The sequence below is a fragment of the Bradyrhizobium sp. BR 1432 genome, assembly GCF_051547705.1.
GTDB lineage: Bacteria > Pseudomonadota > Alphaproteobacteria > Rhizobiales > Xanthobacteraceae > Bradyrhizobium > Bradyrhizobium zhanjiangense.
In genome coordinates this window covers 6,710,246-6,731,894 of sequence record NZ_JBPUGF010000003.1, presented here as the reverse complement: position 1 = coordinate 6,731,894, position 21,649 = coordinate 6,710,246, and the positions used below count along the sequence as shown (strand labels likewise).

Below are 21,649 nucleotides of genomic sequence, written 5' to 3'. Positions count from 1 at the left end.
ATCCGCCAGTGACCCGGACGCCTTGCGTGTTCGTCCGGCCCCCGAGTTCCCAAGATCGCTCTCGAATCATGACGCCATCCGCCACTGCCTTGCCCGTCGAAGCGCCCCAAGCGTTCCTGGGGGTGACGCGCTCGTTCACCGACAAGCTCTGGCGTGACCGGCTCGACGGGCGCGGGGCGGCGAAGGCGCTTGCGATCGTGCAGCGGCACCAATTGCCGGAGCTGCTGGCGCGGGTGCTGGCCGGCCGTGGCGTCGACATCGACACCGTGCCGGACTTCCTTGACCCAACGATTCGAAAACTGCTGCCGGACCCGTTCACGGTGACGGAGATGGAAGCCGCTGCCCAGCGGATCGCTGATGCCGCGACGAAAGGCGAGAAGGTCGCGATCTTCGGCGATTACGACGTCGACGGCGCGACATCGGCGGCACTGCTCGCCTGGCATCTGCGCCATTGCGGCCTCGATCCGCTGATCCACATTCCCGACCGCATCTTCGAAGGCTACGGCCCGAACACCGAAGCAGTGCGCACGCTCGCTGCGAAGGGCGCAACGCTGCTTGTCACCGTCGATTGCGGCACCACCAGTATCGAGCCGCTGGCCGAGGCGAAGCGCCTCGGCATGTCCGTCGTCGTGATCGACCACCACCAATGCGGCCTCGATCTGCCCGAGGTCGATGCGCTGGTCAATCCGAACCGCTCTGACGATCTCTCGGGCCTTGGCCATCTCGCCGCCGTTGGCCTCGTGCTGGTCACGCTGGTCGCCGTCAATCGCGAGCTGCGCCAGCGCGGTTTCTGGCGCGCCGAGATGCCCGAGCCCGATCTGCTCGGCATGCTTCATCACGTCGCACTCGGCACCGTCGCCGACGTCGCCCCGCTGATCGGTCTCAACCGCGCCTTCGTCGCAAAAGGGTTGATCGCGATGCGGCGACGCGACCACATCGGCCACACCGCGCTGATGGACGTGGCGCGGCTCAACGGTCCGCCGGAGGCTTGGCATCTCGGCTTCATGCTGGGGCCGCGCGTTAATGCCGGCGGCCGCATCGGCCGTGCCGATCTCGGCGTGCGGCTCTTGCTCGAAGGCGACAGCGTCGAGGCCGCGCGCATCGCCGCCGAGCTCGACCGCCTCAACAACGAGCGCCGCATCATCGAACAGGCGGCGGAAGCGCAGGCCGAAGCTGAGGCGCTCGCCTCGATCGGGCTGGAGGACAAGCTCGGCGTGATCGTCACGGCCTCCGAAGGCTGGCATCCCGGCGTGGTCGGCCTCGTCGCCTCCCGGTTGAAGGAGAAATTTTCGCGGCCTGCTTTTGCCATCGCGCTCGAGCCCGGCGGCATCGGCACCGGCTCGGGCCGCTCGATCGCCGGAGTCGATCTCGGCAAGGCCGTGCGGCAGGCGGTCACTGATGGCATTCTGCTCAAGGGCGGCGGCCACGCGATGGCTGCGGGCGTGACGCTGCGCAAGGAGAAGCTCGCCGAATTCCGCGCCTATCTGGAGAACGCGCTGGCGCGCGACGTCGCGGAGGCGCGGCACGTCAACGAGCTCTATGTCGACGGCGCGGTCTCCGCGCGCGCCGTGACGCCGGAGCTTGCGACCACCCTCAACCGTGCCGGCCCGTTCGGCAGCGGCAATCCGGAGCCGGTGCTGGCCTTGCCGGCGCACCAGCTCGTCTATGCCGACGAGGTCGGGCAGGCGCACTTGAGGCTGCGCTTCAAATCCGGCGACGGCGCCATCGTCAACGGCATCGCGTTCCGTTCGGTCGGCCAGAAGCTCGGCAATGCGCTGCTCGCCAACCGCGGTCAGCAAATGCATGTCGCGGGATCATTGTCGGTCGATCGCTACCAGGGCGTTCGAGCGTGTGCAATTCCGCGTCGTCGACGTCGCGCTACCGGACCAGGGGCCATCCGTGATTAGATAACGGCCGCAAACAACAAAAAAGAAAGGGAGTGAACATGGCAGGGCAGGTTGAGGGCAAGATCGCGCTGGTGACGGGCGGCGCCTCCGGCATCGGTGAGGCCATCGTCGAGCTGTTCGCGCGCGAGGGCGCCACCGTCATTGCAACCGACATCGACGAGCTGCGCGGCCCCGAGCTTGCCAAGCGCATCACCAAGGCCGGCGGCAAGGCGATTTTCCTGGAGCAGGATGTCACCAGCGAGGAACGCTGGATCGAGGTCGTCGCCGAAGTCGGAAAGCGGTATGGCCGGCTCGACGTCATGGTCTCCAATGCCGGCATCGGCATCTCTGTCCCTTCAATCGTCGATATGACGCTGGCCGATTGGCGCAAGCAGAACGCGATCAACCTCGATGGCGTGTTCCTCTCGGTCAAGCACTGCCTGCCCTTGATGCGCAAGACCGGCGGCGGCTCGATCGTGATGATGTCGTCACTGGCGGGCCTGCGCGGTGCACCCGGGCTGTCGGCCTATTCGGCCACCAAGGGCGGCGTGCGGCTGTTTGCGAAATCGATCGCGATGGAGTGCGCGGCGGCCGGCGACGGCGTCCGCGTCAACTCAGTGCATCCCGGCATCATCGACACGCCGATCTGGGCAAGATCCCGACCGGCGCGACCGGTGCCGGCCAGAACGCGCCGATTGATCCGGAGGAGCGCGCCAAGGCCGTCACGCCGCTGGGCCGTGCCGGCCGGGCTGCGGAGATCGCCTCCGGCGTGCTGTATCTGGCCTCCGATGCCTCGCGTTATGTCACCGGCAGCGAACTCGTGATCGATGGCGGCATGAATGCCGGCGGCGTGCCACGGCGGGCTTGAGCTGCGCAGGGCAGGGTGGCACTCGCAGGGGCTGACGCGCAGGCGCAGCCCCTGTACAACGCGGGCAGCTCCCGACCGACAGAGGTGCCCTTCGCCATGGCGCATAGCCTTCACGCTTCCTCATCCGCGCCCCATCGTTCGAACCGGCCGGACCTCGCCACCGATGCGATCCGCACTGCGCGCGAGGATCTCGCCGCCTGCTTCCGCATGGCCGCGCGCAACGGTTTTGAGGAAGGCATCTGCAATCACTTCTCGGCCGTGGTGCCGGGGCATGACGATCTCTTCCTGGTCAACCCTTATGGCTACGCCTTCCGCGAGTTGACCGCGTCAAAGCTGCTGACCTGCGACTTCCACGGCAACGTGCTCGACGGCGAGGGCGTGCCCGAGGCGACCGCCTTCTACATCCATGCAGAGATGCACAAGCGCCTGCCGCGCGCCAAGGTCGCCTTCCACACCCACATGCCCTATGCAACGGCGCTGTCGATGACCGAGGGCGAGCCCCTGATCTGGGCTGGCCAGACCGCCCTGAAATTCTACGGCCGCACCGCGGTCGACCGCGACTATAACGGCCTCGCGCTCGACAACCGCGAAGGCGCACGCATCGCGTCTGCCGTCGGCGATGCCGATATCGTCTTCATGAAGCATCACGGCGTGATGGTGCTGGCCCCGACCATCGCTGAAGCCTGGGATGATCTTTATTACCTCGAACGCGCCGCCGAGGTGCAGGTGCTGGCGATGTCGACCGGACGAAAGGTGCTGCCGGTCGATCCCGCGGTTGCGGCCGAAACCTACAGGCAGATGCGCGAAGGCGATACCGAATCCGCGCGACTGCATCTCGCTGCCATCCGCCGCCAACTCGACGCGGAAGAGCCGCAGTACCGGCACTGAGGTGGCCTACGACCCCTGCCGCAGCTTCGCCAGAACCTTCAGCCCGCCGTATCCGTCCGCGGTCAGATTCCCGCGCGCTGCTGAAAATCCTTGACCGCTTTCATCGTGTCGTTGCCGACGCGGCCGTCGGTGCCGCCGGTGTCGAAGCCGGCCTTGGTCAGGCGCGTCTGCATCTCTTGCACCTCGGCGAGCGTCAGCACGCGCTCGGAGCCGGGGAAGGGCTGGATGAAGGGGGGCGCGCCCAGGCAGCGGTCGCCGAGATGGCAGATCGCCAGCGCATAGTTCATCGAGGGATTGTAGCTCTTCACCGAGTAGAAATTCGGTCCGAGCAGGAAGCTCGGCCCGCCCGTAACAGGCGTCCACAGCTGCGCGGTTGCGTTCGGCTGCGGGAATGGCTGGCCGTCGGCACGGGTGACGCCGGCCGACGCCCAGGCGGCGTAGGTGCGGCTGCCGCTCATGTTGCCGGGCGCGCGCACCTCGTAGCCCCAGTGCTCGCCGCGATGCCACTTGCCGCGATTGACGAGATATTTTGCGGTCGAGCCCAGCGCGTCATCGGGCTTGCCGAAGGGCGAGACCTTGCCGTCGCCGTCATAGTCGATGCCGACATTGAGCCAGACTTCCGGCATCCATTGCGAATGACCCATCGCACCGGCCCAGGATCCTTGCATCTGCTCCGGCGTGCTCCAGCCCTTGTCGACGATGCGCAGCGCGTTGATTAGCTCGGTCTCCCAATAGGCCTTGCGCCGCGGCTCGTTCCAGGCGAGCGCGGCGAGCGATGGAAATACCGGCGTCATATGGTTCTGGCTGCACCAGCGGATCGCCATAGGCGGACTCGACGCCCCACAAAGCCAGCAGCGTGCCGCGCTCGACGCCGAAATCGCGCTCGATGCGCGCAAACAGCGCTTCGTTGTTCTTCAGCGCGATCTTGCCGTTGATGATGCGCCAGTCGGAGACGCGGCGGTTGATGTATTGCCAGACCTGCTCGTGGAATTCGGGCTGGTTGCGCATTTGCTTGAACACGCTCATGTCCGGCTCGACCCGCGCCATCGCGCGCTGCCAAGTCGCGGCCGAAATGCCCTTGGCCATCGCCCGTGCGCGAAAGGCTTCGCGCCATTCGTCGAAGCCTGGAGGCGCGGCGAGGACGCGTTTCGGGAGTGCAAGCAACGCCGCTGCAGCGAACGTCGAGTGGAAAAGTGCGCGGCGCGTTGGATGGGATGAGGAATCAGCGTGCGTCATGAGCACATTCTAGCCCGAAACATGGCACGTGTGAGTCGGTTCCTAGCACCTGATTTCCGCGCGGCCGGATCAGCCGTTCCGTCGGAACAAACTGTCGCAGTCCTGCATTCCCCCACGACGATGAGGAGGAGAAGATGAGGAAATATCCGGCCGCCATAGCAATCGGGGTGGAATGAAGATTCACGCACATGCGGAAAGCCATGTCGTCGAGCTCGACGACGGATCGCAATGGCAGATCTTTCCCGGCGATCTCGCGACCACGCTGAGCTGGAAGCCCGAAACCGATCTGCACCTGGAGCCTAGCCGCGACCGGGTGAGTTCGCACGTGCTGGTCAATGCCGCGGACCGAACGCGCGTGCGGGTGATTGCCGCAGGCGAGGCCTGGCCCGACGGCGAGGTCAAGAATGCGTTGAAGGGCGGCTAGTCCTCCTGCAACTCGGCCGCGATGCCGGCGAGCCAGCGCCGGATCGTGGTTTCCGCCTTGCCATCCAAACCCAGAGCAAGGCGCTTCTCGAGCGCGATCACCCGCTCGCGGCACGCCTTCAGCAGCGTCGCGCCGCGCGGCGTCAGCGTCCATTGCTGAATGCGGCCGTGGACCGGATGCAGCGTCATCGCGATTGCGCCGTCGCGTTCGAGGTTGCGAATGATGACGCCGACGGTCTGGGGGGTCAGGAAGGTGAGGCGGGCGACGTCGGCGCCGGACAGGCCGGGATAGGCGTTGAGCATGGTCAGCACCGCGAATTGCGGCGAGGTCACGCCGAGATCGGCGAGGGTGCGCTCCATTTTCAGCCGGACCGCGGCGTGAGCCTGGCGCAGCAGATAGCCGAGATAGCCTTGCTCGCCGCGTTTGCCTTCGCCGGGCGCAGGAATACGCACGGCGCCGTCGTCGGCGGGCGCCGTGCGCGCGGTTTTCGATCTTGTGATGGCAGCGGTCTTGCGTGGCATATCAGAGCTCTTATACGATATAAGTACACTTACAATCGTACGAGGTGAACCGCAATGTCACACGCCCGCAGCGAATACGAGGATTTCAAGCGCCTGGCGCCCGACGTCTATGATGTGGTGCTGGCGCTCGGTCAGCTTGCCGCCAAGGCCGGCCTCGACAAGCAACTCATCGAGCTCGTCAAGCTGCGCGCCTCGCAGATCAACGGCTGTGCCTTCTGCTTGCAGCATCACGTCCTGCTGTCGGAACGGATCGGCGTTCCCGTCGACAAGCTCCATCTGGTTGCGGTCTGGCGCGAGGCGCCGATCTTTTCCGCGCGCGAGCGCGCGGCGCTGGCCTGGGCGGAGGCGTTGACGCTGCTACCCGGTGGCGTCAGCGAGGAGATCTATTCGGAGGCAACGCGCGAGTTCTCCGAAACCGAGCTGACCTACCTGACCTCGGCGGTCGCCTCGATCAACGTCTGGAACCGGTTTGGTGCGGCCTATCGCTGGACGCCGGCAAAGCGGCCGGCGGCGGCGAATGCTGCAGCGTCCTGATCAAGCTGAGGGGAGGTCACGATGACAGCGATGAGTTTTTCCGCCGTGCAGCGTCCGACGCCCTCACGTTCGACGGCGCTCGCGATCATGGCGGGGCTTGCCTGCGCGCTTGCGATCGGCAAGGCGCTGCCGGTGACGATCGACAGTGTATCAGGCGCGCTGGCGCCGCTCTGCGCCACCGCTGCGGAGAGTTCGCCGCTCGACAAGGTCGAGCCGATCGGCTCCTACGCGCTACCGAACGTCCCTGGCAAGCGCGTCACCATCGTGCGCGTATCCTACGGTCCGGGCGGTTTCTCGCGGCCACATCGTCACGCAGGCTCGGTGACGGCCTACATCACCAAGGGCGAGATCCGTTCGCAGCTCGGCGGCGGCCCGGTCGAGACGTTTGGTGTCGGCCAGTCCTTCTTCGAGCCGCCCGGTTCGACGCATCTGGTGTCGGCCAATGCCAGTGCGATGGAGCCGGCGGAGTTGATCGCCGTGTTCGTGGCGGATGAGGGTGCGCAGCTGACAACGTATTTGGAGTAGTGCCTCAACGTCGTCCCGGCCCCCCGCACGTAATTGCGCGCTAGGCCGGGACGACACCGAATGTGTGATGAGAGCAATCCGTTTGCACGAGCAGCTCAATTCTCCTCGCCGCTCGATCCCTCGCGCAGGTCCGGCTTGATCACGTCCTCCGGCAGCGCGTGTGCAACGGGCTGCGGAGCGCCCGCGATCTCCGGACCGACCTCGCGGCCGCGGGCGTGGATCAGGCGCTCATAGGCCGAGACCAGCGTGATGTAGGGGCTGACCCAGATCCAGCCGTCGCGGGTGAATACCTGCACATCGAAGTGCAGATGCATCGAGGTGCCAGCGGGATGGTCGAGATAGTTCGAGACCACGCCGATCTTCTCGCCTTCGCTGACGATGCGGCCGTTGACGAGGCCATCGGCGTTCATCGCCTGCGGATTCATGTGCATGTAGCGGAAGCGGATGTGTTCGGTCCGGCTATTGACTTGCAGCGTCGCGGCCTGGTCCTTGGCGGCGCGGATCACGATCGCGTCGCGCACGGCGACGACACCGCGCTGCTTCGGATCGCAGGGCTCGCGCCCTTCTCCGGGCGGCGGGCAATCGGCGGCACGAATGTCCTCGCCCTGGTGACCGTATCCCCCGGCGCACTGACCGACCTCGAAGCTGCGGGACTCGCAGAAATTGTCGCGCCAGGGATAGACGGTCGGGTCGTCGCTCTTGTCACGCTTGCGGTAGGATTGCGAGCGCACGAAGGCCGGCGTCTTTTCGAGCGGAAAGCGGATCTGCGCATAGGCCATCACGTCGGGATGGCCGCCTTGCTTGCGATAGCCCGTATTCGGGATGATGTCGCCGCTCGGCCGGTAGCTGAAATCCGGCGAACGCGCGGCAGGACGATCGTGGATGTTGGAGGCAACGTCCATCAGAGGCCGCATCCGTTGCCCCCCGGCGACCCGCAGCGCCTTCAGGAAACGTTCTGCGACCGGATAGGCTTCCTTGCAGGCGAGCCGCCGCGGTCTTGCGACGCTGTCGAGGCACTGGACCGACACCACATAGGCGACACCGAAGCGCGTGAAGGCGTAGCGCACATAGCCTTCCCGTATGAACCTGCGCAGGTCCGGGTAGAGCGCGGCCAGAGGTTTGATCTGCTCGCCCTTGCCCCCTGAGGGATCGGCGATGTCATAGACGAGCGCCGATCCCGTGATCTGCACCTCGACCGGCCTTGCAAACACCCGGCTCGGCATGCCGTCGCCGGCGCCAGGTTCGAACGAGAAGGTCGCGCTGTAGCCGGCGGGACCGGCGTCGAACATGTCGACGGGATTGAAATCAGCCTGGTAGCGCGACAGCGCTGTTGTAGCCGGCGCACCGTTGCGCTGCGCCTCGAGGTACGCAGCGGCGTCGAACGGCAGCAGCACGGGCACGGGGCTGCGGGCGATACCGGTGAAGAATTGCGAGGAGACCGCGTTGAGCTGCACCAGCGCAGGCATCGCGCGCGGATCAAAGCGCGGCACCGAACGGCGGGGTGCGAAAATGAAATCGTTCGCGACGCGGGGACGAGTGGTGATCTCGGAGCGGAGCTGGTCCAGCGCTGCGCGCCAATCGACGCGCAGGGCCGTGAGCGAGGGGCTGCGAAATTCATCCGCAGCCAGCGGGGTGGAAATGAGGAGCGAAAGCGACGCCAGAAGTTGCGAGACAAAGCGGAAACCGTTCCCAACCACTGTCTCGCCCCCCGGCAGCACCTGTCGCGATCGCTCTGTTCCCCGTTAGTCCTTGGCGCGCTCGGCGTAGGAGCCGTCTTCGGTCATCACCACGACGCGGGTGCCGACCGTGATGTGCGGCGGCACGGTGGTGCGCACGCCGTTGGAGAGGACCGCAGGCTTGTAGGAGGAGGAGGCGGTCTGGCCCTTGGTCACGGGCTCGGTGTCGACCACTTCCAGCGTCACGCGCTGCGGCAGCGCGATCGACACCGGGTTGGTGTCGTGCATGGACAGCTTGACCGTCATGCTCTCCTGAAGATACGCGGCGGCGTCGCCGACGACGTCCTTGGAGACCTGAACCTGGTCGTAGGTCTCCGGGTTCATGAAGTGGTAGCCGTCACCGTCCTCATAGAGGTAGGTGTAGTTGCGCTCTTCGATCGTGGCCTTTTCGACCTGGTCGGTGGTCTTGTAGCGTTCGGAGATCTTTACCCCGTCCGAGATTCGGCGCATTTCGATCTGGCTGACCGGGGTTCCCTTGCCGGGATGGATGTTCTCGGCGCTCACGACGACATAAAGCTTGCCGTCTTGCTCGATCACGTTGCCCTTGCGAATAGAACTGGCGATGACTCTCAAAGCTGTATTTCCTGCTTGCTTGGCCCGGCATCGGCCAGGACGTGGTCAAATCGATGGGGGACTTGGGGCCTCAAATCAGACCTCGGCGCCCGTTTCGGGCCGCAACATACTGATTTTGCCGTTGGATGCCAGCATTTTGCTGTTCCGAGGGGCGATCCGTTAATGGCTGGGGACAAGCCGATCTCGCCGTTCTGGTCGCCCGAGCGGCACCTCGACCGGCGGCCGTTCCTCCAGGCCAGGGGGGCCATTACCGGGGCTCTGCGGGGATTTTTCACCGAGCAGGGCTTCGTCGAGGTCGAAACCTCCGTCCTCCAGGTCTCTCCCGGCAATGAAACTCATCTGCACGCCCCCAGGACCGAGATCATGCGGCCGGACGGCAGCCGTGCGAGCCGCTACTTGCGAACCTCGCCGGAGTTTGCCTGCAAAAAGCTGCTGGCGGCGGGTGAGACGCGGATTTTCGAGTTTGCCCGGGTGTTCCGGGACCGCGAGCGCGGCGACCTGCATCTACCCGAATTCACCATGCTGGAATGGTACCGGGCAGGCGCCCCGTATGACGCGATCATGGCCGATTGCGTCGTCATCATCGCCCGGGCGGCGCAGGCGACCGGCATCGGAACCTTCTCGTTCCGGGGCCGGACCGCCGATCCCTTCGCCGAGCCGGAGCTTGTGACGGTCGCCGGCGCCTTCGAGCGCTTCGCCGGCATCGACCTGCTGTCGACAATCTCGGGCGGCGAGGGTAACCGCGCCGCACTTGCCGTGGCCGCCGGCGGGAAGGTCCGTGTGGCCGAGGATGACACCTGGTCCGACATCTTCAGCAAGGTTCTGGTCGAGCATGTCGAGCCGCATCTGGGGCAGGGCCGTTTGACCATTCTGTTCGAATACCCATCTCCAGAGGCGGCGCTGGCACGGGTGAAGGCGGACGATCCCAGGGTCGCCGAGCGGTTCGAGGTGTATGCCTGCGGCGTCGAGCTCGCCAACGGTTTTGGCGAACTCACCGACGCCGAGGAGCAGCGCAAGCGCTTCACGGAATCGATGGCGGAGAAGCAGCGCCGCTACGGCGAGGCCTATCCTCTGGACGAGGACTTTCTGGCCGCAGTCGCCGCAATGCCGGAGGCGAGCGGCGTCGCGCTCGGTTTCGACCGGCTGGTCATGCTGGCGAGTGGCGCATCGCGAATTGATCAGGTGGTCTGGACACCGCCTGCAAATGAAACGCTAAGTGAGACATGAGGACGACAAACCTTGCACGCACCTTGCGCGAGCCGGCCGAGCTCGTCGCCGAAGGTCTGGCGCCCGCAGCGACGCTGCCTGCGCTCGAACGCGTTGCTGCGCGCTATGCGGTGGCGATCACGCCGGCGCTGGTCGATTTGATCGACACCGCCGATCCCGAGGATCCCATCGCACGGCAGTTCGTTCCGACCGCAGCCGAGCTGGACGCGCAGCCGGGCGAAAACGCCGACCCGATCGGCGATCATCCGCACTCGCCGGTTCCCGGAATCGTGCACCGCTATCCCGATCGCGTGCTGTTCAAGCTCGTTCACGTCTGTGCGGTCTATTGCCGCTTCTGCTTCCGCCGCGAGATGGTCGGGCCCGGCAAGGAGAACGCACTCTCGGACAGCGCCTATCGTGCGGCGATCGACTACATCCGCGCGCATCGCGAAATCTGGGAGGTGATCCTGACCGGTGGCGATCCCCTGATGCTGTCGCCGCGCCGCATGAGCGAGATCATGGCCGATCTGGCCGCGATCGATCACGTCAAGATCATCCGTCTTCACACCCGCGTGCCCGTGGCCGATCCCGCGCGCATCAGCGACGAGATGATCGCCGCGCTCAAGGTCGAGGGAGCGACCACCTGGGTCGCGTTGCACGCCAACCATGCGCGGGAACTGACCACTACGGCGCGTGCCGCCTGCGCGCGGCTCGTCGACGCCGGCATTCCCATGGTGAGCCAGTCCGTGCTTTTGCGCGGTGTCAACGACAACATCACCGCTCTGTCGGATTTGATGCGAGCTTTCGTCGAATGCCGGATCAAGCCCTATTACCTGCATCACGGCGATCTCGCACCGGGCACTGCGCATCTGCGAACGACGCTGGCGCAGGGACAGGAGTTGATGCGGCAGTTGCGCGGGCGGGTGTCAGGGTTGTGTCAGCCTGACTATGTCATCGATATTCCCGGCGGCGCCGGCAAGTCGCCGGTCGGACCGAATTATGTGTCGGTGGCACAAAATACCGCAGGTGATGCGCGTGAAGCGGGAGCCGAAACGCGCTATCGTATCGTGGACTATTGCGGCGACGTTCATCTCTATCCGCCCGAAACCTGAGCGGTGTTGGAGCGTGCGCCGGTTGAGAATGGAGAAGCGGACATGAAAAAGATCATGGTGGCAGCATCGCTCGTGGTCTTGCTCGGGGGCGGGGCGGTTGCACAGACCGGCGGCTCCAAAGGATCGACATCGGGCGGCGCGACCCCTGGAACGGTGTTGCCGGCCCCCGTCGGTCACCGCCAGCCGCGCGCGGCCGATGTGCCGAGCGAGAAGAATCTGAGCAATCCGAACACTCCCGCGAACAAGGAAGACGCTGAGCTAGATCGCAAGATCAAGAGCATCTGCCGCGGCTGCTGATCTCTTTCACCTCTCCCGAAGGGAGAGGTGAGGAACTGAGCAAGCGACTGACACTTCGCCTCGTCACGCCTCAGGCCGATCGTTCGTGCAGCCCTGCGCGCTGGGTGTTGCGGCGGATCTCGACCGCATCGGCGAGGTGCTCGAGCACGGCCGCCGTCGTCGCCCAGTCGATACAGCCGTCGGTGATGCTCTGGCCGTAGATGAGCGGCTTGCCGGGCACTACGTCCTGACGGCCGGCGACGAGATTGCTCTCGATCATCACGCCCATGATGCGGTTCTCGCCGCCTGAGATCTGGCCGGCAATATCGGTCATCACCAGCGGCTGGTTCTCCGGCTTCTTGCTCGAATTGGCGTGGCTCGCATCGACCATCACGAGCGGCGCGACGCCCGATTTGGTCAGCTCGTTGCAGGCGGCCGCGACGCTTGCCGCGTTATAGTTCGGCTTGCTGCCGCCGCGCAGGATGATGTGGCAGTCCTCGTTGCCTGCGGTCGAGGCGATCGCTGAACGGCCGAGTTTGGTCACCGCCATGAAATGATGCGGATGCGAGGCCGACTTCACCGCGTCCGCTGCGATCCGCACGTTGCCGTCGGTGCCGTTCTTGAAGCCGACCGGGCAGGACAGTCCCGACCCCAGCTCGCGATGGATCTGGCTCTCGGTCGTGCGCGCGCCGATTGCAGCCCATGAGACGAGGTCGGCGATGTATTGCGGCGTCGTCATGTCCAGGAATTCGGTGCCGGCGGGCAGGCCGAGATTGTTCACCGCCGACAGCACGTTGCGCGCCAGCCGCAGGCCCTTGTTGATGTCGAAGCTGCCGTCGAGGTCGGGATCGTTGATCAGGCCCTTCCAGCCGACCGTGGTGCGCGGCTTCTCGAAATAGACCCGCATCACGATCTCGAGCTGGTCGGCGAGGTCCTCGCGCAAGTGTGCGAGGCGCTCGGCGTAGTCGAGCGCGGCCTTGGGATCATGCACCGAGCACGGGCCCACCACGACCAGCAGGCGGTCGTCCTGGCCGTTGAGGATCGCATGGATGGCGTTACGCGCCGCCATCACCACACGCGTCGCGGTGAGCGTGCGCGGGACTTCCCGCATCACCTCTTCCGGCGTGTTCAGCTCTTTCAGTTCGCGGATACGAAGATCGTCGGTCGTGCTCAGCACGGCGGGCTCCTGTCTGTGTTTAGAACCTGCCGGCCAATAAAAAAGCCGCCAGGTCTGGCGGCTTGTTCGGACGTTTGCTGCAATGTGTCAGATTGAGCGCGATCCTCCCGCCGCCAGCGAGCTGTCGTAGCTAAAGTACCAAAAATAGCTGGTGGCGACGGTGATCATGGCAGGCCATATAGCGCGCCGTTGGCGGGTTGTCACCCCCCAAACGGCACAAGACGCGACGAGGCGTCTCAAGTGTTGCTCTTGCGTGCCGCCAGGGCCATGCCGATCAGGGTGGCGCCGCCGAACAGCAGGTTGATACCGACGAGGACGCCGATCGCCCATTCCGCCGAGCTCGGGAGGCCGGCGATCACCATGAACGAGATCGCGATGTCGACGAGGCCTGCGATCAGGAGCCACGACCAGCGGCTGCTCAGCTCGCGGCGGTGCTCCAGCGCATACATGATGGTGGCGACGCCTTCGGCGAGAAAGTAGGCACCGAGCACGATGGTTAGCGTCAGCACCGCTTGGATCGGCCGGGCCAGCAGAATTCCGCCGGCGAGCACCGCCAGCGCGGCGGAGATCAGCGACCACCAGAAGCCCGGCGTGCTGCGCGCCCAGTAAGTCACGATCAACCCGCCGATGCCGCTGATCAGGAACATCCAGCCGAGGAAGATCGCGGTCGCAAGGCTCGCGAGCGGCGGCAGGATCAGCGCGGCAATGCCGAGAACGGCGAGCAGGATGCCTTCGAACAGAAAGGCCTTCCAATGCGCCTTGACCGCCTGGCTCATCGCGGATTGCATCCGTGAAAACTCCTCGGGCGATGTCATCGGCAGGCTCCAGAACGAGAGGGCTGGGCTCAATCTGAGTATGCGCGCGGCGCGCTCGCCATCCCGCAAGCTCACCCGCCGCCGGGCGCCGACGAAAAACCTTCGGCGCTGGTGCGGATGCGGTTGCGGCCGAGAACGTAGATTGCGGTCGTGACAATCAGAAGTGCAAGACCGAGCAGGATCGAGACGAAGCCGATCGGGATCAGGGCCAGCGTCAGATTGCGCTCGGGATTAATCAGCCAGTGATGGATCGAGGTCAGCACGAAGGCGAGGCCGAGAAAGCCGATGCCGCCGCCGGCAAGCAGCAGCGCCCACATCCGGCGCAGCTGGCTGAGCCGCTCCCGCGCAATATCTGTCCGGGGCGCATGGTGGCGCGCGACCCGCCGGACCAGACGGACGGCGAAGGCGATCGAGCTGAAGCCGATCAACAGGCTCGCTGCGCCGAGCCACATTCGGAGCGTCGGGTCCAGATCCGGCATGCGCTGGAGGGTCAGCAGCGGGAAATCGAACGCCGAATGCAACGCGAGCGGGCCCGCGAAGATCAGCAGGCGGCTCGACAGGCGGGCCCAGTCGCGATTGTGGCGGTTGGCGCCCAGCGCCGTGCCGGCCCGGGCGATGGTGAGGTACGCGCCCGCGATGATGCCGAGCGCGCCATGGAAGGGCACCGTCAGCACGCTGCGCAGGGCGGCCAGCGAGCGCCACATCTCGGCATGCTGCACGAGGTAGGCGAGGTTCTCATAAGCGGCAAAGCCGAGGCCGACCGCGGCGCCATAGACCACGGTGTCCATCGGATTGGCGAAAGTCCGCCGCTTGGTCGAGGAGACCACCACGATGGCGATCACCTTGACGGCTTCCTCGGGCAGCGCGACGCCGAAGACCGAATGCATGGCGAGCGCGGCCCAGGGGTCGGCGGGCGCTGCGATCATCCTGGAGAAGGGGGCGCGGACAAGGCCCAGCAGCGAAATACTGGCCGCGCCGAGCAGGAAGGCGGTCCAGACCTGGGCGGGTGGCCCTGGGCGCTCCTCGGCGGCAATAACGAGCCACAGCATCAGCAGCGCCGGGGCAATGGCGGCAGTTCCGATGACGGTGGGTAATGATTCAATCAGGTACATCGGCGCCGAAAATAGGTTCCCTTGATCCGCTAATCTACGTCCACCGATGCGACCATGTGTCATGCGCCAGCTGTCGCTTCGCTTAACAAGCGCGACAGCCAGCGTTCATCGGGGCGGCTGGCGAACGTTAAAGACGAGGGCAATCAATTGCATGACAGAATCTGTTCGTCACCAATGGCAACGGCCGAGCGCCGTCATCTGGACTGATTGATAAGCCAGATCAAGGGAATGCGGAGGTTTCTTCGATTCACATGCACGCGTGGCCGCGAAGGCGACCATCGCCCCCGGCAACGGCCTTTCCCGCGTTCAGTGGGTGCTGTACGGCGGCGCGCTGGGGGCGATATCGAAGGCTCCGAGATGGAATTCGCCGCCGATGGGGGCGTCCGGCTCCGCCGGTTGCTCCAGCAGCGTGAACGCGGCCTGCGGATATTGCTTCCAGATCTCGAGATCGCCGGCGGTGATGGTGAGCCAGCCGAAGGTATACATGTAGCGTCCGGGCTCGGTGACCCGGCCGACCCTGTCCCAAGTGATCTTATCAACTGTGATCTTGTTGACTGCCATTCGGTCCCCCGATCGCAAGTCTGCAAAAGATGACATCAGGCGCGAGGCGCAGACCCGTAAAGCTGATCCCGCATTAGGGCCGCGATAGGGCAGCGATTTTTCTCAGGCCGACTGCAGCAACGGCGTGCGGACAATCAGCCGGACGAGGTCGTCCCGGGACTGCTTGTCGGCGAATTTGACCGCAAAGCCGTGGCCGAACTTACGGATCACGCGACCGACGCAGGCACCGACCGCAAGCGGGGTTCCGAGCGGCGGGTCGTATTCGCATGAGATCGCGACGCCGGCCGTGGAGACGTCGATGATGAAGCACGGATGGGTGCTGCCGTCGGCGAGCGTCAGGAACGTGTGTGAGACCTGCGGAACGAAACGCGCATCGCGCCGCAGCTCCTGGACGCTGGCGTCCTTCTGCTTCTTCTCGAGCCAGGTCAGCTTTTCAGACATCCAGGCGCGCCGTGCCCGCGTCATGTCGAGCTCCATCAGGAAGCCCGACTTCAGCGTCGCGCTGATCGTGCACTGGAATTCGCCGAAATCCTCGAAGTAGGAGGTGACGCGCTCGCCGACTTTGCCGACGACAGGCACGTCCACGATCATGCGGAAGGGCGAAACGCGCTTGGTCCGGCAGGCGAAGCTGCGGAGCTTGCCCTCGCAATCATACCAGCGCGGCAGCGAGTAGCTGCCGCTCACGGTGACATCCACTGCACGCTGCCTGAGGAACTCTGCGACGGACATGAAGTGCCAATGATGTTGGGGATTGCTTCCGTAGTTCCACGGTAGCAGTCAAATTCTAAGCAAATGATACCGGCACTCAGGAGCAGGGGTAAATTTCCGGTAAACGCGCGGATCGCGCCGATACGATAGGTCGCTGCGCAAGTTCACAACGAAAAAGGGCGAGGTCGCGCACGCAGTGCGGAGCGCTATTTGACCTAGGGCTGGAACCTAGTCCCGACATTAGGCGTTCGTTTCCGCGAATGAGCAGCGCCGTCGCCCCGGCGCAGCAAGCGCCGAGGCCGGGTGTTGAGCTTGTGCGGGGAGGAACGCTCATGAAACTTACTCTTTCAGTCATTAAGGCTGACATTGGCTCCGTCGGCGGACATACGAAGCCGTCGACACGCATGATGGCGGCCGTCGAGGGCGAGGTCGCCAAGGCGATCTGCAATGGTCTGTTGATCGATGGTTTTGTCTGCCACACCGGCGACGACATTGCGATCATCATGACGCACACACGGGGCGAGGGGAGCTCCGAGATCCATCAATTCGCCTGGAAGGCATTTCTCGCGGCCACTTCGGTTGCGAAGACTTCCGGTCTCTACGGCGCCGGCCAGGATCTTCTCGCAGATGCACCTTCAGGAAACATTCGCGGTGCCGGGCCGGGCGTCGCCGAGCTCAGCTTCGACCACAGCCTCTCGAGTCCGAGACCCGCAGAGTCCTTCATGGTGTTCGCCGCCGACAAGTGCGGCCCCGGCGCCTACAACCTGCCGCTCTACCTCGCCTTCGCCGATCCCATGTATTGCGCTGGCCTGATGCTGCCGCCGATGATCAGGGGCTTCCGCTTCCATGTCATCGACATGGATCACACCGCTGGCGACAGCGTGATCGAACTCGACGCGCCTGCGGACAATTACCACATTGCCGCGCTGCTTCGCGACAACGAGCGCTTTGGCATTGATCGCATCGTTTCTCAAACCTATGGCGAGGTTGCCGCCGCTGTGTCGGCGCAGCGTCTTCACGCGATCGCAGGCAAGTACACCGGCAAAGATGATCCGGTCGCGATCATCAGGAACCAGGGAATTTTTCCCGCGCCCGAGGAAATCGTCTCTCCCTTCGCCAAGGCACACTTCGTGGGTGGCGATGCGCGCGGCTCGCACGTGATGCCGCTGATGCCCGTCCCGATCAATACACCGGTGACTGGCATGTACTGCCTGCCGATCGTTTCCTGCGTCGGTTTTTCGATCGACAAGGAAGGCCGCTTTTCCGAGTCCTATACCGATTTCTTCGACAATCCGGCGTGGGACGAGGTACGCCGGCGCGCGCAAAGCAAGGCAATCGAGATGCGCAGCCAAGGCTGGTCCGGCGCTGCAATGCTGCCCTATTCCGAATTGGAGTATGGCGGCTTCCGCGACACCGTATCCGCACTCCTGAAGCGTTTTCGCCTGCGCGAGGAGCGCAAGCCGGAAGCGGCCGCGTAGAGAACGTGTGACGCAGGCGCTATTGCGACATGCCATACTGGGAGGTGGGGCGTGACAAGGAAACGAATTGGCATTCTCACCGGGGGCGGCGACGTCCCCGGTCTCAACGCAATCATCAAGACGGTGACCTATCGCGGGACCGAGGACGATATCGAAGTCATCGGTCTCCGCCGCGGTTGGGAGGCCCTCACGCACCTGAACCTCGACGACCCCGCCAGCAAATCCCACTACCTCATCCCACTCAACCGCGAAAACACGCGCATCATCGATCGACGCGGCGGCACCGTGCTACACTCGAGCCGCACCAATCCCTCCAGAATGAAAAAGCTGCCGGATCATCTGGCTGGCCAAGACCTTCCAATGTCGGAGAGTACCAAGGGCGGCGTCGCAACCAAGAGCTGGGACGTCACCAGCCGGGTCCTGGCGAACCTGTCGGGGCTCGGCATCGAACACCTCATCGCCATCGGCGGTGACGACACGCTAAGTTATGCGGACAAGCTCAGCGGCCTCGGCGTGAAGATCATCGCCATCCCGAAGACGATGGACAACGACGTCCGCAACACCGAATATTGCATCGGCTTCTCGACCGCGATCACCCGCGCCAGCGATGCCGTCCAGCGCCAGCGCACCACTATCGGCTCACACGAGCGAATTGGCATTTTCCGCATCTTTGGCCGCGATGCCGGATTTACGGCACTCTACACCGCGTACGCGACCTCGATCCGATGCGTGATCCCGGAGTACAAAGTCAATCTCGACAAGCTGATCCGTTTGCTGCTCGAGGAGAAACGCGCCAACCCGAGCAACTACGCGCTCATCGTGCTGAGCGAAGGCGCTCAGTGGGAGGGCTACAAGATGCAGGAATACGGCGAAGCTGACGCCTACGGTCACCGCAAAAGGACGAACGTGGCCGAAGCCCTTGCCGACGAGATCAAGGGGCGCGCCGGCGAGGAGACCATCGTCTCTGATCTCACCTACGATCTGCGATCGGGCGATCCTGACTTCATCGACAAGCTCGTCGCCCTGACTTTCGGCAACATGGCCTATGATGCCATTCTGGAGGGCAAGTCCGGCCTCATGTCAGCACTGGTCGAGGGCCGCTACGACCTTGTGCCTATCCCTGACGCCAAGCTCGGGCCGCGCAAACTGGACGTCGCCAGTACATACAACACGGAGCGGTACCGTCCTCTCTATTCCAACAAGCGGGGGCTGCCGATCTTCCTCAACCGCGCGTCTTGAGCGGGGGGGCTGGTTTGCCAATCGTGCAAAAAGCGAAACCAAATCAAGAAGGATGTCTTGGAAATCGTCTGCCGGGTCGGGGCTCGCGCCGAGATCAGGAGGAGGTCAGTCCATGGAGATCGAGCACACTACGTTCGGCACCATCACGATTGACGGAAAGACGTATGAACACGACGTGATCATCCGTCTGTCCGGCGAAGTGGCAAAGCGGAAGAAGAAGCTCTCGAAGAAGTACTACGGCACCTCGCACGTCCTCTCGAAGGACGAAGCGAAGTTCGTCTTTGAGAAGGGATGCGAGCAGTTAATTCTTGGCTCGGGCCAGTACGGAAATGTGCATCTGTCGCCAGAAGCAGAGGCGTATTTTGCGAGAAAGGGCTGCAAGGTCCTGCTGCAGCCGACCCCTAAGGCGATTGATACATTCAACCATTCGCATACGCGGAAGATCGGGCTCTTTCACGTTACGTGCTGAGTTGGGGCGGCCGAGACCGCGCTGGGAAATGAGCAAGAGTACGCTCGTGCGTGTGGCGGAAGCCACCATTGCCTAGGCTAGGTCCTGACCGCGCTTAGCCGAATCTGCACCACGCGAGGCATGCCCGGCCCACCAGAGCTTCAGTATGCGATTGGGAGATCCCGTCAGGTTCCGTTTGCCAGATCGGCCAAAAAAGCGCAACCAAATCAAAGATGTCTGGGAATTTTGGCGCTCCCTAGCGGAATCGAACCGCTCTCTCCACCGTGAAAGGGTGGCGTCCTAACCGATAGACGAAGGGAGCAAACGCGCAGGGCCCCGCCGCTTTCCGCGGCACGGCCGCTGGCCGGCCGAACAGTGCCCGGCGGCTTGCAGCGGGCGAACGTATAGTGGCCTTTGCGCTCCCGGGCAAGCCGTTCGGGAACGGTCTTTTGGCCCGGTGGACAAGCGTCGGCCCCGGAATCATCCGGGGGCGAATTCAACGGTTTCTTAGGGTTCCCTGGGTAGCGCTGGAGTAGGAGATTTTCCTATGCCACCGCCCAAGAAGCGCGCAGAGCGCAAGCTGCTGTCGCGGCACGCCTGGATCACCCTCGACGGCGGATTCGCGGCGCGGCATTGCCTGGTCCAGGACATCTCGGCGACGGGCGCGAAGATCACGATGGACGAGGATGCGAGCCAGCTTCCGGGCGTGATCCGGATGGCCTTCGCCCGCGATGCGCGCACCGGGCGGAGTTGCCAGGTGGTCTGGCGCCGCGGCAAGTCGGCCGGCATCAAGTTCCTCTGACGCGCGGCCGCGCCGGCCCGGATGGCGCGCGGGGCCGGTCCGGGCTACAAGGCGGCCATGCGCGCGCCGTTCCTTATCCTGATCTCGTTGCTGGCCACGTCCGCGACCGCGGCTGAGAGCCTGCGCCTGCCGCCCGCCGAGCGGCCGCAGGCGAACAAGGAGACCGGCAAGACGCTGCCGCTGAAGGGCGGCGCGGCCGGCACGGCGAAGGCAGGTTCCTGCGCCTCCTATGGCCCGCGCTTCGTCATGGTCGAGGGCACCGGGACCTGCGTGAAGATCGGCGGCTCGGTCAGCATCGACACCAGCATCCGGCGCTGAGGGCTCATGGCGCCGGACCTGTTGCGGCTCGACATCCTCATCCCCGTACTGATGTATGGCGCACTGTTGTTGTGGGTCGGGCGTGGCCTGAGCTGGACCGCGCGGCTCGCCACCGCGGCGGTGACGCTGGTGCTGATCATCTGCGTGCTGCTGGTCGAGCGCGGCTGGCTCTAGAGCATTATCGGTTCTGATTGAATCAGAACCGAAGCTCTAGATTCTTGCTTTGACGCGTTTTCTTCACGCGAACCGGTATCCACTTCGCTCGAAAACGCTCTAGCGCCACAACAAAATATGCGAAAACAACCCCATGCACAGTAGCCGTCAAGCGCTGCCGTGACGCCGGACGGTTGCGCCACAACGGCGATTCCTCCCGCAATCATCGCAGCTTACGCCGCGCCAGCGGTCACGACATCGGCGGTGCGACGAATTGTGCAAATCCAGGTCGTTTGCCGAGCTCGGCGAGCCAGCGGGTGAGGTGCGGCTGCGCCGGCCGGCTGATGCCTTCGACGCCGAGCCAGCGCCGCGCATAGGACCCGACCGCGATGTCGGCGAGCGTGAACGCATCGCCTTCTATGAAGCGGCGCGACGAGAGCAGGCGGTCGGCGATGGTCCAGACCTCGGCGGCGGCATCGGCATCGCGCTGCACCTGGATCATGTCGCGCTCGGCGGGCGTGGTGCGCACGATGCCCCAGAACACCGGGCGGTCGACCGGCTGCACCGTCGATAGCGTCCAGTCGAGCCAGCGGTCGACGCTGGCGCGCAGCTTCGGCGCCTCGGGGTAGATCGGCGTGCCGCGCCCATGCGCGAGGCAGAGATAGCGCATGATCGAATTGGATTCCCACAGCACGAACTCGCCCTCGACCAGTGTCGGGATCCGCGCGTTGGGATTCATCGACAGATACTCGGCCTCGCGAGTCTTGCCGTATTGCATGCCGGCGTCGATGCGCTCGTAAGCCAGACCGAGCTCGGTGAGGCACCAGAGCACCTTCTGCACGTTGACCGAGTTGGCGCGGCCCCAGATTGTCAGCTTGGTGTCAGGCACGAGGCGTCTCCCGCGGCGTTGTCGCTTGCGCGGGTGATAGCGGAATTCGCCTCGTCGAGCGATGCGCGATTGCGCCGAGCCCCTCATGCAAAAGCTCCGCCCAGGGCGGAGCCTTCATTGCAAATTCAACGCGACGCTCAGCGGCCGAAGAACAGCCACAACAG

The 21,649-nt window shown here is 64.6% G+C and carries 22 protein-coding genes, 1 tRNA gene and 3 pseudogenes; 15 read left to right on the top strand and 11 right to left on the bottom strand.

Annotated features, from left to right (window positions below; genetic code table 11):
* Nucleotides 1-68: 68 nt before the first annotated feature.
* The 3 genes and pseudogenes from recJ to ACSKB8_RS32715 all read left to right on the top strand — a co-directional run bounded on the left by recJ (nt 69) and on the right by ACSKB8_RS32715 (nt 3,642).
* A pseudogene (gene recJ, locus ACSKB8_RS32725) lies at nt 69-1,911 on the top strand (single-stranded-DNA-specific exonuclease RecJ).
* A gap of 34 nt (nt 1,912-1,945) precedes the next feature.
* A pseudogene (locus tag ACSKB8_RS32720) lies at nt 1,946-2,754 on the top strand (SDR family NAD(P)-dependent oxidoreductase).
* A gap of 96 nt (nt 2,755-2,850) precedes the next feature.
* Complete coding sequence (locus ACSKB8_RS32715; RefSeq protein WP_438108557.1) at nt 2,851-3,642, top strand: aldolase; 792 nt, start codon at nt 2,851-2,853, stop codon at nt 3,640-3,642.
* Nucleotides 3,643-3,648: 6 nt separating this feature from the next.
* Here the strand turns inward: ACSKB8_RS32715 and ACSKB8_RS32710 are convergent.
* Nucleotides 3,649-4,878, bottom strand: a pseudogene (locus ACSKB8_RS32710) (lytic murein transglycosylase).
* A 172-nt stretch (nt 4,879-5,050) separates the two neighbouring features.
* On the opposite strand from ACSKB8_RS32710, the gene ACSKB8_RS32705 reads away from it, so the two are divergent.
* Entirely contained in the window at nt 5,051-5,302 is a 252-nt protein-coding gene (locus ACSKB8_RS32705; protein WP_091887880.1) for a hypothetical protein, read from the top strand.
* On the opposite strand, the gene ACSKB8_RS32700 is transcribed toward ACSKB8_RS32705, so the two are convergent.
* Nucleotides 5,299-5,823, bottom strand: coding sequence for a MarR family winged helix-turn-helix transcriptional regulator (locus ACSKB8_RS32700; RefSeq protein ID WP_438108555.1), 525 nt, complete (start codon nt 5,821-5,823; stop codon nt 5,299-5,301). The genes ACSKB8_RS32705 and ACSKB8_RS32700 overlap by 4 nt on opposite strands.
* Nucleotides 5,824-5,877: 54 nt before the next feature.
* On the opposite strand from ACSKB8_RS32700, the gene ACSKB8_RS32695 reads away from it, so the two are divergent.
* Nucleotides 5,878-6,357: a carboxymuconolactone decarboxylase family protein gene (locus ACSKB8_RS32695; protein WP_091887877.1), complete on the top strand. Its 480-nt coding sequence runs from the start codon at nt 5,878-5,880 to the stop codon at nt 6,355-6,357.
* Nucleotides 6,358-6,378: 21 nt separating this feature from the next.
* Complete coding sequence (locus ACSKB8_RS32690) at nt 6,379-6,882, top strand: cupin domain-containing protein (RefSeq protein ID WP_370987429.1); 504 nt, start codon at nt 6,379-6,381, stop codon at nt 6,880-6,882.
* 95 nt (nt 6,883-6,977) lie between these two features.
* Here ACSKB8_RS32690 and ACSKB8_RS32685 read toward each other — a convergent pair whose 3' ends face one another.
* Together ACSKB8_RS32685 and efp are read right to left on the bottom strand one after the other, a co-directional pair.
* Nucleotides 6,978-8,600: a M23 family peptidase gene (locus ACSKB8_RS32685; RefSeq protein ID WP_438108553.1), complete on the bottom strand. Its 1,623-nt coding sequence runs from the start codon at nt 8,598-8,600 to the stop codon at nt 6,978-6,980.
* A 24-nt stretch (nt 8,601-8,624) separates the two neighbouring features.
* Nucleotides 8,625-9,191, bottom strand: coding sequence for an elongation factor P (efp, locus tag ACSKB8_RS32680; RefSeq protein ID WP_028177546.1), 567 nt, complete (start codon nt 9,189-9,191; stop codon nt 8,625-8,627).
* Nucleotides 9,192-9,353: 162 nt separating this feature from the next.
* On the opposite strand from efp, the gene epmA reads away from it, so the two are divergent.
* From epmA to ACSKB8_RS32665, 3 genes are read left to right on the top strand one after another with little or no spacing between them, the layout of a single operon-like run.
* Nucleotides 9,354-10,418: an EF-P lysine aminoacylase EpmA gene (gene epmA, locus ACSKB8_RS32675; RefSeq protein ID WP_438108551.1), complete on the top strand. Its 1,065-nt coding sequence runs from the start codon at nt 9,354-9,356 to the stop codon at nt 10,416-10,418.
* Nucleotides 10,415-11,509 carry a lysine-2,3-aminomutase-like protein gene (locus tag ACSKB8_RS32670; protein ID WP_438108549.1) on the top strand — a complete coding sequence of 365 codons (1,095 nt, stop codon included), beginning with the start codon at nt 10,415-10,417 and terminating at the stop codon, nt 11,507-11,509. The genes epmA and ACSKB8_RS32670 overlap by 4 nt, the downstream gene beginning before the upstream one ends.
* 42 nt (nt 11,510-11,551) lie before the next feature.
* The gene (locus ACSKB8_RS32665; RefSeq protein WP_128934044.1) at nt 11,552-11,806 is read left to right on the top strand and encodes a hypothetical protein; all 255 of its coding nucleotides are present in this window, start codon (nt 11,552-11,554) and stop codon (nt 11,804-11,806) included.
* A gap of 70 nt (nt 11,807-11,876) precedes the next feature.
* Here ACSKB8_RS32665 and ACSKB8_RS32660 read toward each other — a convergent pair whose 3' ends face one another.
* The 5 genes from ACSKB8_RS32660 to ACSKB8_RS32640 all read right to left on the bottom strand — a co-directional run bounded on the left by ACSKB8_RS32660 (nt 11,877) and on the right by ACSKB8_RS32640 (nt 16,179).
* Nucleotides 11,877-12,962, bottom strand: a complete 1,086-nt coding sequence (locus ACSKB8_RS32660; protein WP_438108547.1) for a 3-deoxy-7-phosphoheptulonate synthase — start codon at nt 12,960-12,962, stop codon at nt 11,877-11,879.
* A gap of 236 nt (nt 12,963-13,198) precedes the next feature.
* On the bottom strand, nt 13,199-13,777 hold the full coding sequence (locus ACSKB8_RS32655) for an HdeD family acid-resistance protein (protein ID WP_091887862.1): 579 nt from the start codon (nt 13,775-13,777) through the stop codon (nt 13,199-13,201).
* A 71-nt stretch (nt 13,778-13,848) separates the two neighbouring features.
* The gene (locus ACSKB8_RS32650) at nt 13,849-14,889 is read right to left on the bottom strand and encodes a PrsW family glutamic-type intramembrane protease (RefSeq protein WP_438108544.1); all 1,041 of its coding nucleotides are present in this window, start codon (nt 14,887-14,889) and stop codon (nt 13,849-13,851) included.
* Nucleotides 14,890-15,195: 306 nt separating this feature from the next.
* Nucleotides 15,196-15,450, bottom strand: coding sequence for a hypothetical protein (locus ACSKB8_RS32645; RefSeq protein ID WP_438108543.1), 255 nt, complete (start codon nt 15,448-15,450; stop codon nt 15,196-15,198).
* A 102-nt stretch (nt 15,451-15,552) separates the two neighbouring features.
* Nucleotides 15,553-16,179 carry a PilZ domain-containing protein gene (locus ACSKB8_RS32640; protein ID WP_370987420.1) on the bottom strand — a complete coding sequence of 209 codons (627 nt, stop codon included), beginning with the start codon at nt 16,177-16,179 and terminating at the stop codon, nt 15,553-15,555.
* Nucleotides 16,180-16,490: 311 nt separating this feature from the next.
* On the opposite strand from ACSKB8_RS32640, the gene ACSKB8_RS32635 reads away from it, so the two are divergent.
* From ACSKB8_RS32635 to ACSKB8_RS32625, 3 genes are all read left to right on the top strand, one after another.
* Nucleotides 16,491-17,636: a fructose-1,6-bisphosphatase gene (locus tag ACSKB8_RS32635; protein ID WP_438108541.1), complete on the top strand. Its 1,146-nt coding sequence runs from the start codon at nt 16,491-16,493 to the stop codon at nt 17,634-17,636.
* Nucleotides 17,637-17,687: 51 nt separating this feature from the next.
* On the top strand, nt 17,688-18,875 hold the full coding sequence (locus ACSKB8_RS32630; protein ID WP_370987418.1) for a 6-phosphofructokinase: 1,188 nt from the start codon (nt 17,688-17,690) through the stop codon (nt 18,873-18,875).
* 112 nt (nt 18,876-18,987) lie between these two features.
* Nucleotides 18,988-19,344, top strand: a complete 357-nt coding sequence (locus ACSKB8_RS32625; protein WP_438108539.1) for an Mth938-like domain-containing protein — start codon at nt 18,988-18,990, stop codon at nt 19,342-19,344.
* Nucleotides 19,345-19,570: 226 nt separating this feature from the next.
* Here the strand turns inward: ACSKB8_RS32625 and ACSKB8_RS32620 are convergent.
* Nucleotides 19,571-19,645: transfer RNA gene (locus tag ACSKB8_RS32620), tRNA-Glu, on the bottom strand.
* Between the two features lie 225 nt (nt 19,646-19,870).
* Between ACSKB8_RS32620 and ACSKB8_RS32615 the strand changes: the two genes are divergently transcribed.
* Genes ACSKB8_RS32615 through ACSKB8_RS32605 form a run of 3 tightly spaced genes read left to right on the top strand, consistent with a single transcriptional unit; the run spans nt 19,871 to nt 20,617 of the window.
* Entirely contained in the window at nt 19,871-20,125 is a 255-nt protein-coding gene (locus ACSKB8_RS32615; protein ID WP_091887851.1) for a PilZ domain-containing protein, read from the top strand.
* Between the two features lie 57 nt (nt 20,126-20,182).
* Nucleotides 20,183-20,443 carry a hypothetical protein gene (locus ACSKB8_RS32610; protein ID WP_438108538.1) on the top strand — a complete coding sequence of 87 codons (261 nt, stop codon included), beginning with the start codon at nt 20,183-20,185 and terminating at the stop codon, nt 20,441-20,443.
* A 6-nt stretch (nt 20,444-20,449) separates the two neighbouring features.
* Nucleotides 20,450-20,617, top strand: a complete 168-nt coding sequence (locus tag ACSKB8_RS32605) for a hypothetical protein (RefSeq protein WP_370987417.1) — start codon at nt 20,450-20,452, stop codon at nt 20,615-20,617.
* A 229-nt stretch (nt 20,618-20,846) separates the two neighbouring features.
* Here ACSKB8_RS32605 and ACSKB8_RS32600 read toward each other — a convergent pair whose 3' ends face one another.
* Nucleotides 20,847-21,485 carry a glutathione S-transferase family protein gene (locus ACSKB8_RS32600; RefSeq protein WP_438108536.1) on the bottom strand — a complete coding sequence of 213 codons (639 nt, stop codon included), beginning with the start codon at nt 21,483-21,485 and terminating at the stop codon, nt 20,847-20,849.
* Between the last annotated feature and the right edge of the window lie 164 nt (nt 21,486-21,649).

What these genes read in the sequence shown, in the direction of transcription:
- ACSKB8_RS32715 (WP_438108557.1), top strand. Translation starts at nt 2,851, where the DNA reads ATGGCGCATAGCCTTCACGCTTCCTCATCCGCGCCCCATCGTTCGAAC.
- ACSKB8_RS32705 (WP_091887880.1), top strand. Translation starts at nt 5,051, where the DNA reads ATGAAGATTCACGCACATGCGGAAAGCCATGTCGTCGAGCTCGACGAC.
- ACSKB8_RS32700 (WP_438108555.1), bottom strand. Translation starts at nt 5,823, where the DNA reads ATGCCACGCAAGACCGCTGCCATCACAAGATCGAAAACCGCGCGCACG.
- ACSKB8_RS32695 (WP_091887877.1), top strand. Translation starts at nt 5,878, where the DNA reads ATGTCACACGCCCGCAGCGAATACGAGGATTTCAAGCGCCTGGCGCCC.
- ACSKB8_RS32690 (WP_370987429.1), top strand. Translation starts at nt 6,379, where the DNA reads ATGACAGCGATGAGTTTTTCCGCCGTGCAGCGTCCGACGCCCTCACGT.
- epmA (WP_438108551.1), top strand. Translation starts at nt 9,354, where the DNA reads ATGGCTGGGGACAAGCCGATCTCGCCGTTCTGGTCGCCCGAGCGGCAC.
- ACSKB8_RS32670 (WP_438108549.1), top strand. Translation starts at nt 10,415, where the DNA reads ATGAGGACGACAAACCTTGCACGCACCTTGCGCGAGCCGGCCGAGCTC.
- ACSKB8_RS32665 (WP_128934044.1), top strand. Translation starts at nt 11,552, where the DNA reads ATGAAAAAGATCATGGTGGCAGCATCGCTCGTGGTCTTGCTCGGGGGC.
- ACSKB8_RS32655 (WP_091887862.1), bottom strand. Translation starts at nt 13,777, where the DNA reads ATGACATCGCCCGAGGAGTTTTCACGGATGCAATCCGCGATGAGCCAG.
- ACSKB8_RS32650 (WP_438108544.1), bottom strand. Translation starts at nt 14,889, where the DNA reads ATGTACCTGATTGAATCATTACCCACCGTCATCGGAACTGCCGCCATT.
- ACSKB8_RS32645 (WP_438108543.1), bottom strand. Translation starts at nt 15,450, where the DNA reads ATGGCAGTCAACAAGATCACAGTTGATAAGATCACTTGGGACAGGGTC.
- ACSKB8_RS32640 (WP_370987420.1), bottom strand. Translation starts at nt 16,179, where the DNA reads ATGTCCGTCGCAGAGTTCCTCAGGCAGCGTGCAGTGGATGTCACCGTG.
- ACSKB8_RS32635 (WP_438108541.1), top strand. Translation starts at nt 16,491, where the DNA reads ATGAAACTTACTCTTTCAGTCATTAAGGCTGACATTGGCTCCGTCGGC.
- ACSKB8_RS32625 (WP_438108539.1), top strand. Translation starts at nt 18,988, where the DNA reads ATGGAGATCGAGCACACTACGTTCGGCACCATCACGATTGACGGAAAG.
- ACSKB8_RS32615 (WP_091887851.1), top strand. Translation starts at nt 19,871, where the DNA reads ATGCCACCGCCCAAGAAGCGCGCAGAGCGCAAGCTGCTGTCGCGGCAC.
- ACSKB8_RS32610 (WP_438108538.1), top strand. Translation starts at nt 20,183, where the DNA reads ATGCGCGCGCCGTTCCTTATCCTGATCTCGTTGCTGGCCACGTCCGCG.
- ACSKB8_RS32605 (WP_370987417.1), top strand. Translation starts at nt 20,450, where the DNA reads ATGGCGCCGGACCTGTTGCGGCTCGACATCCTCATCCCCGTACTGATG.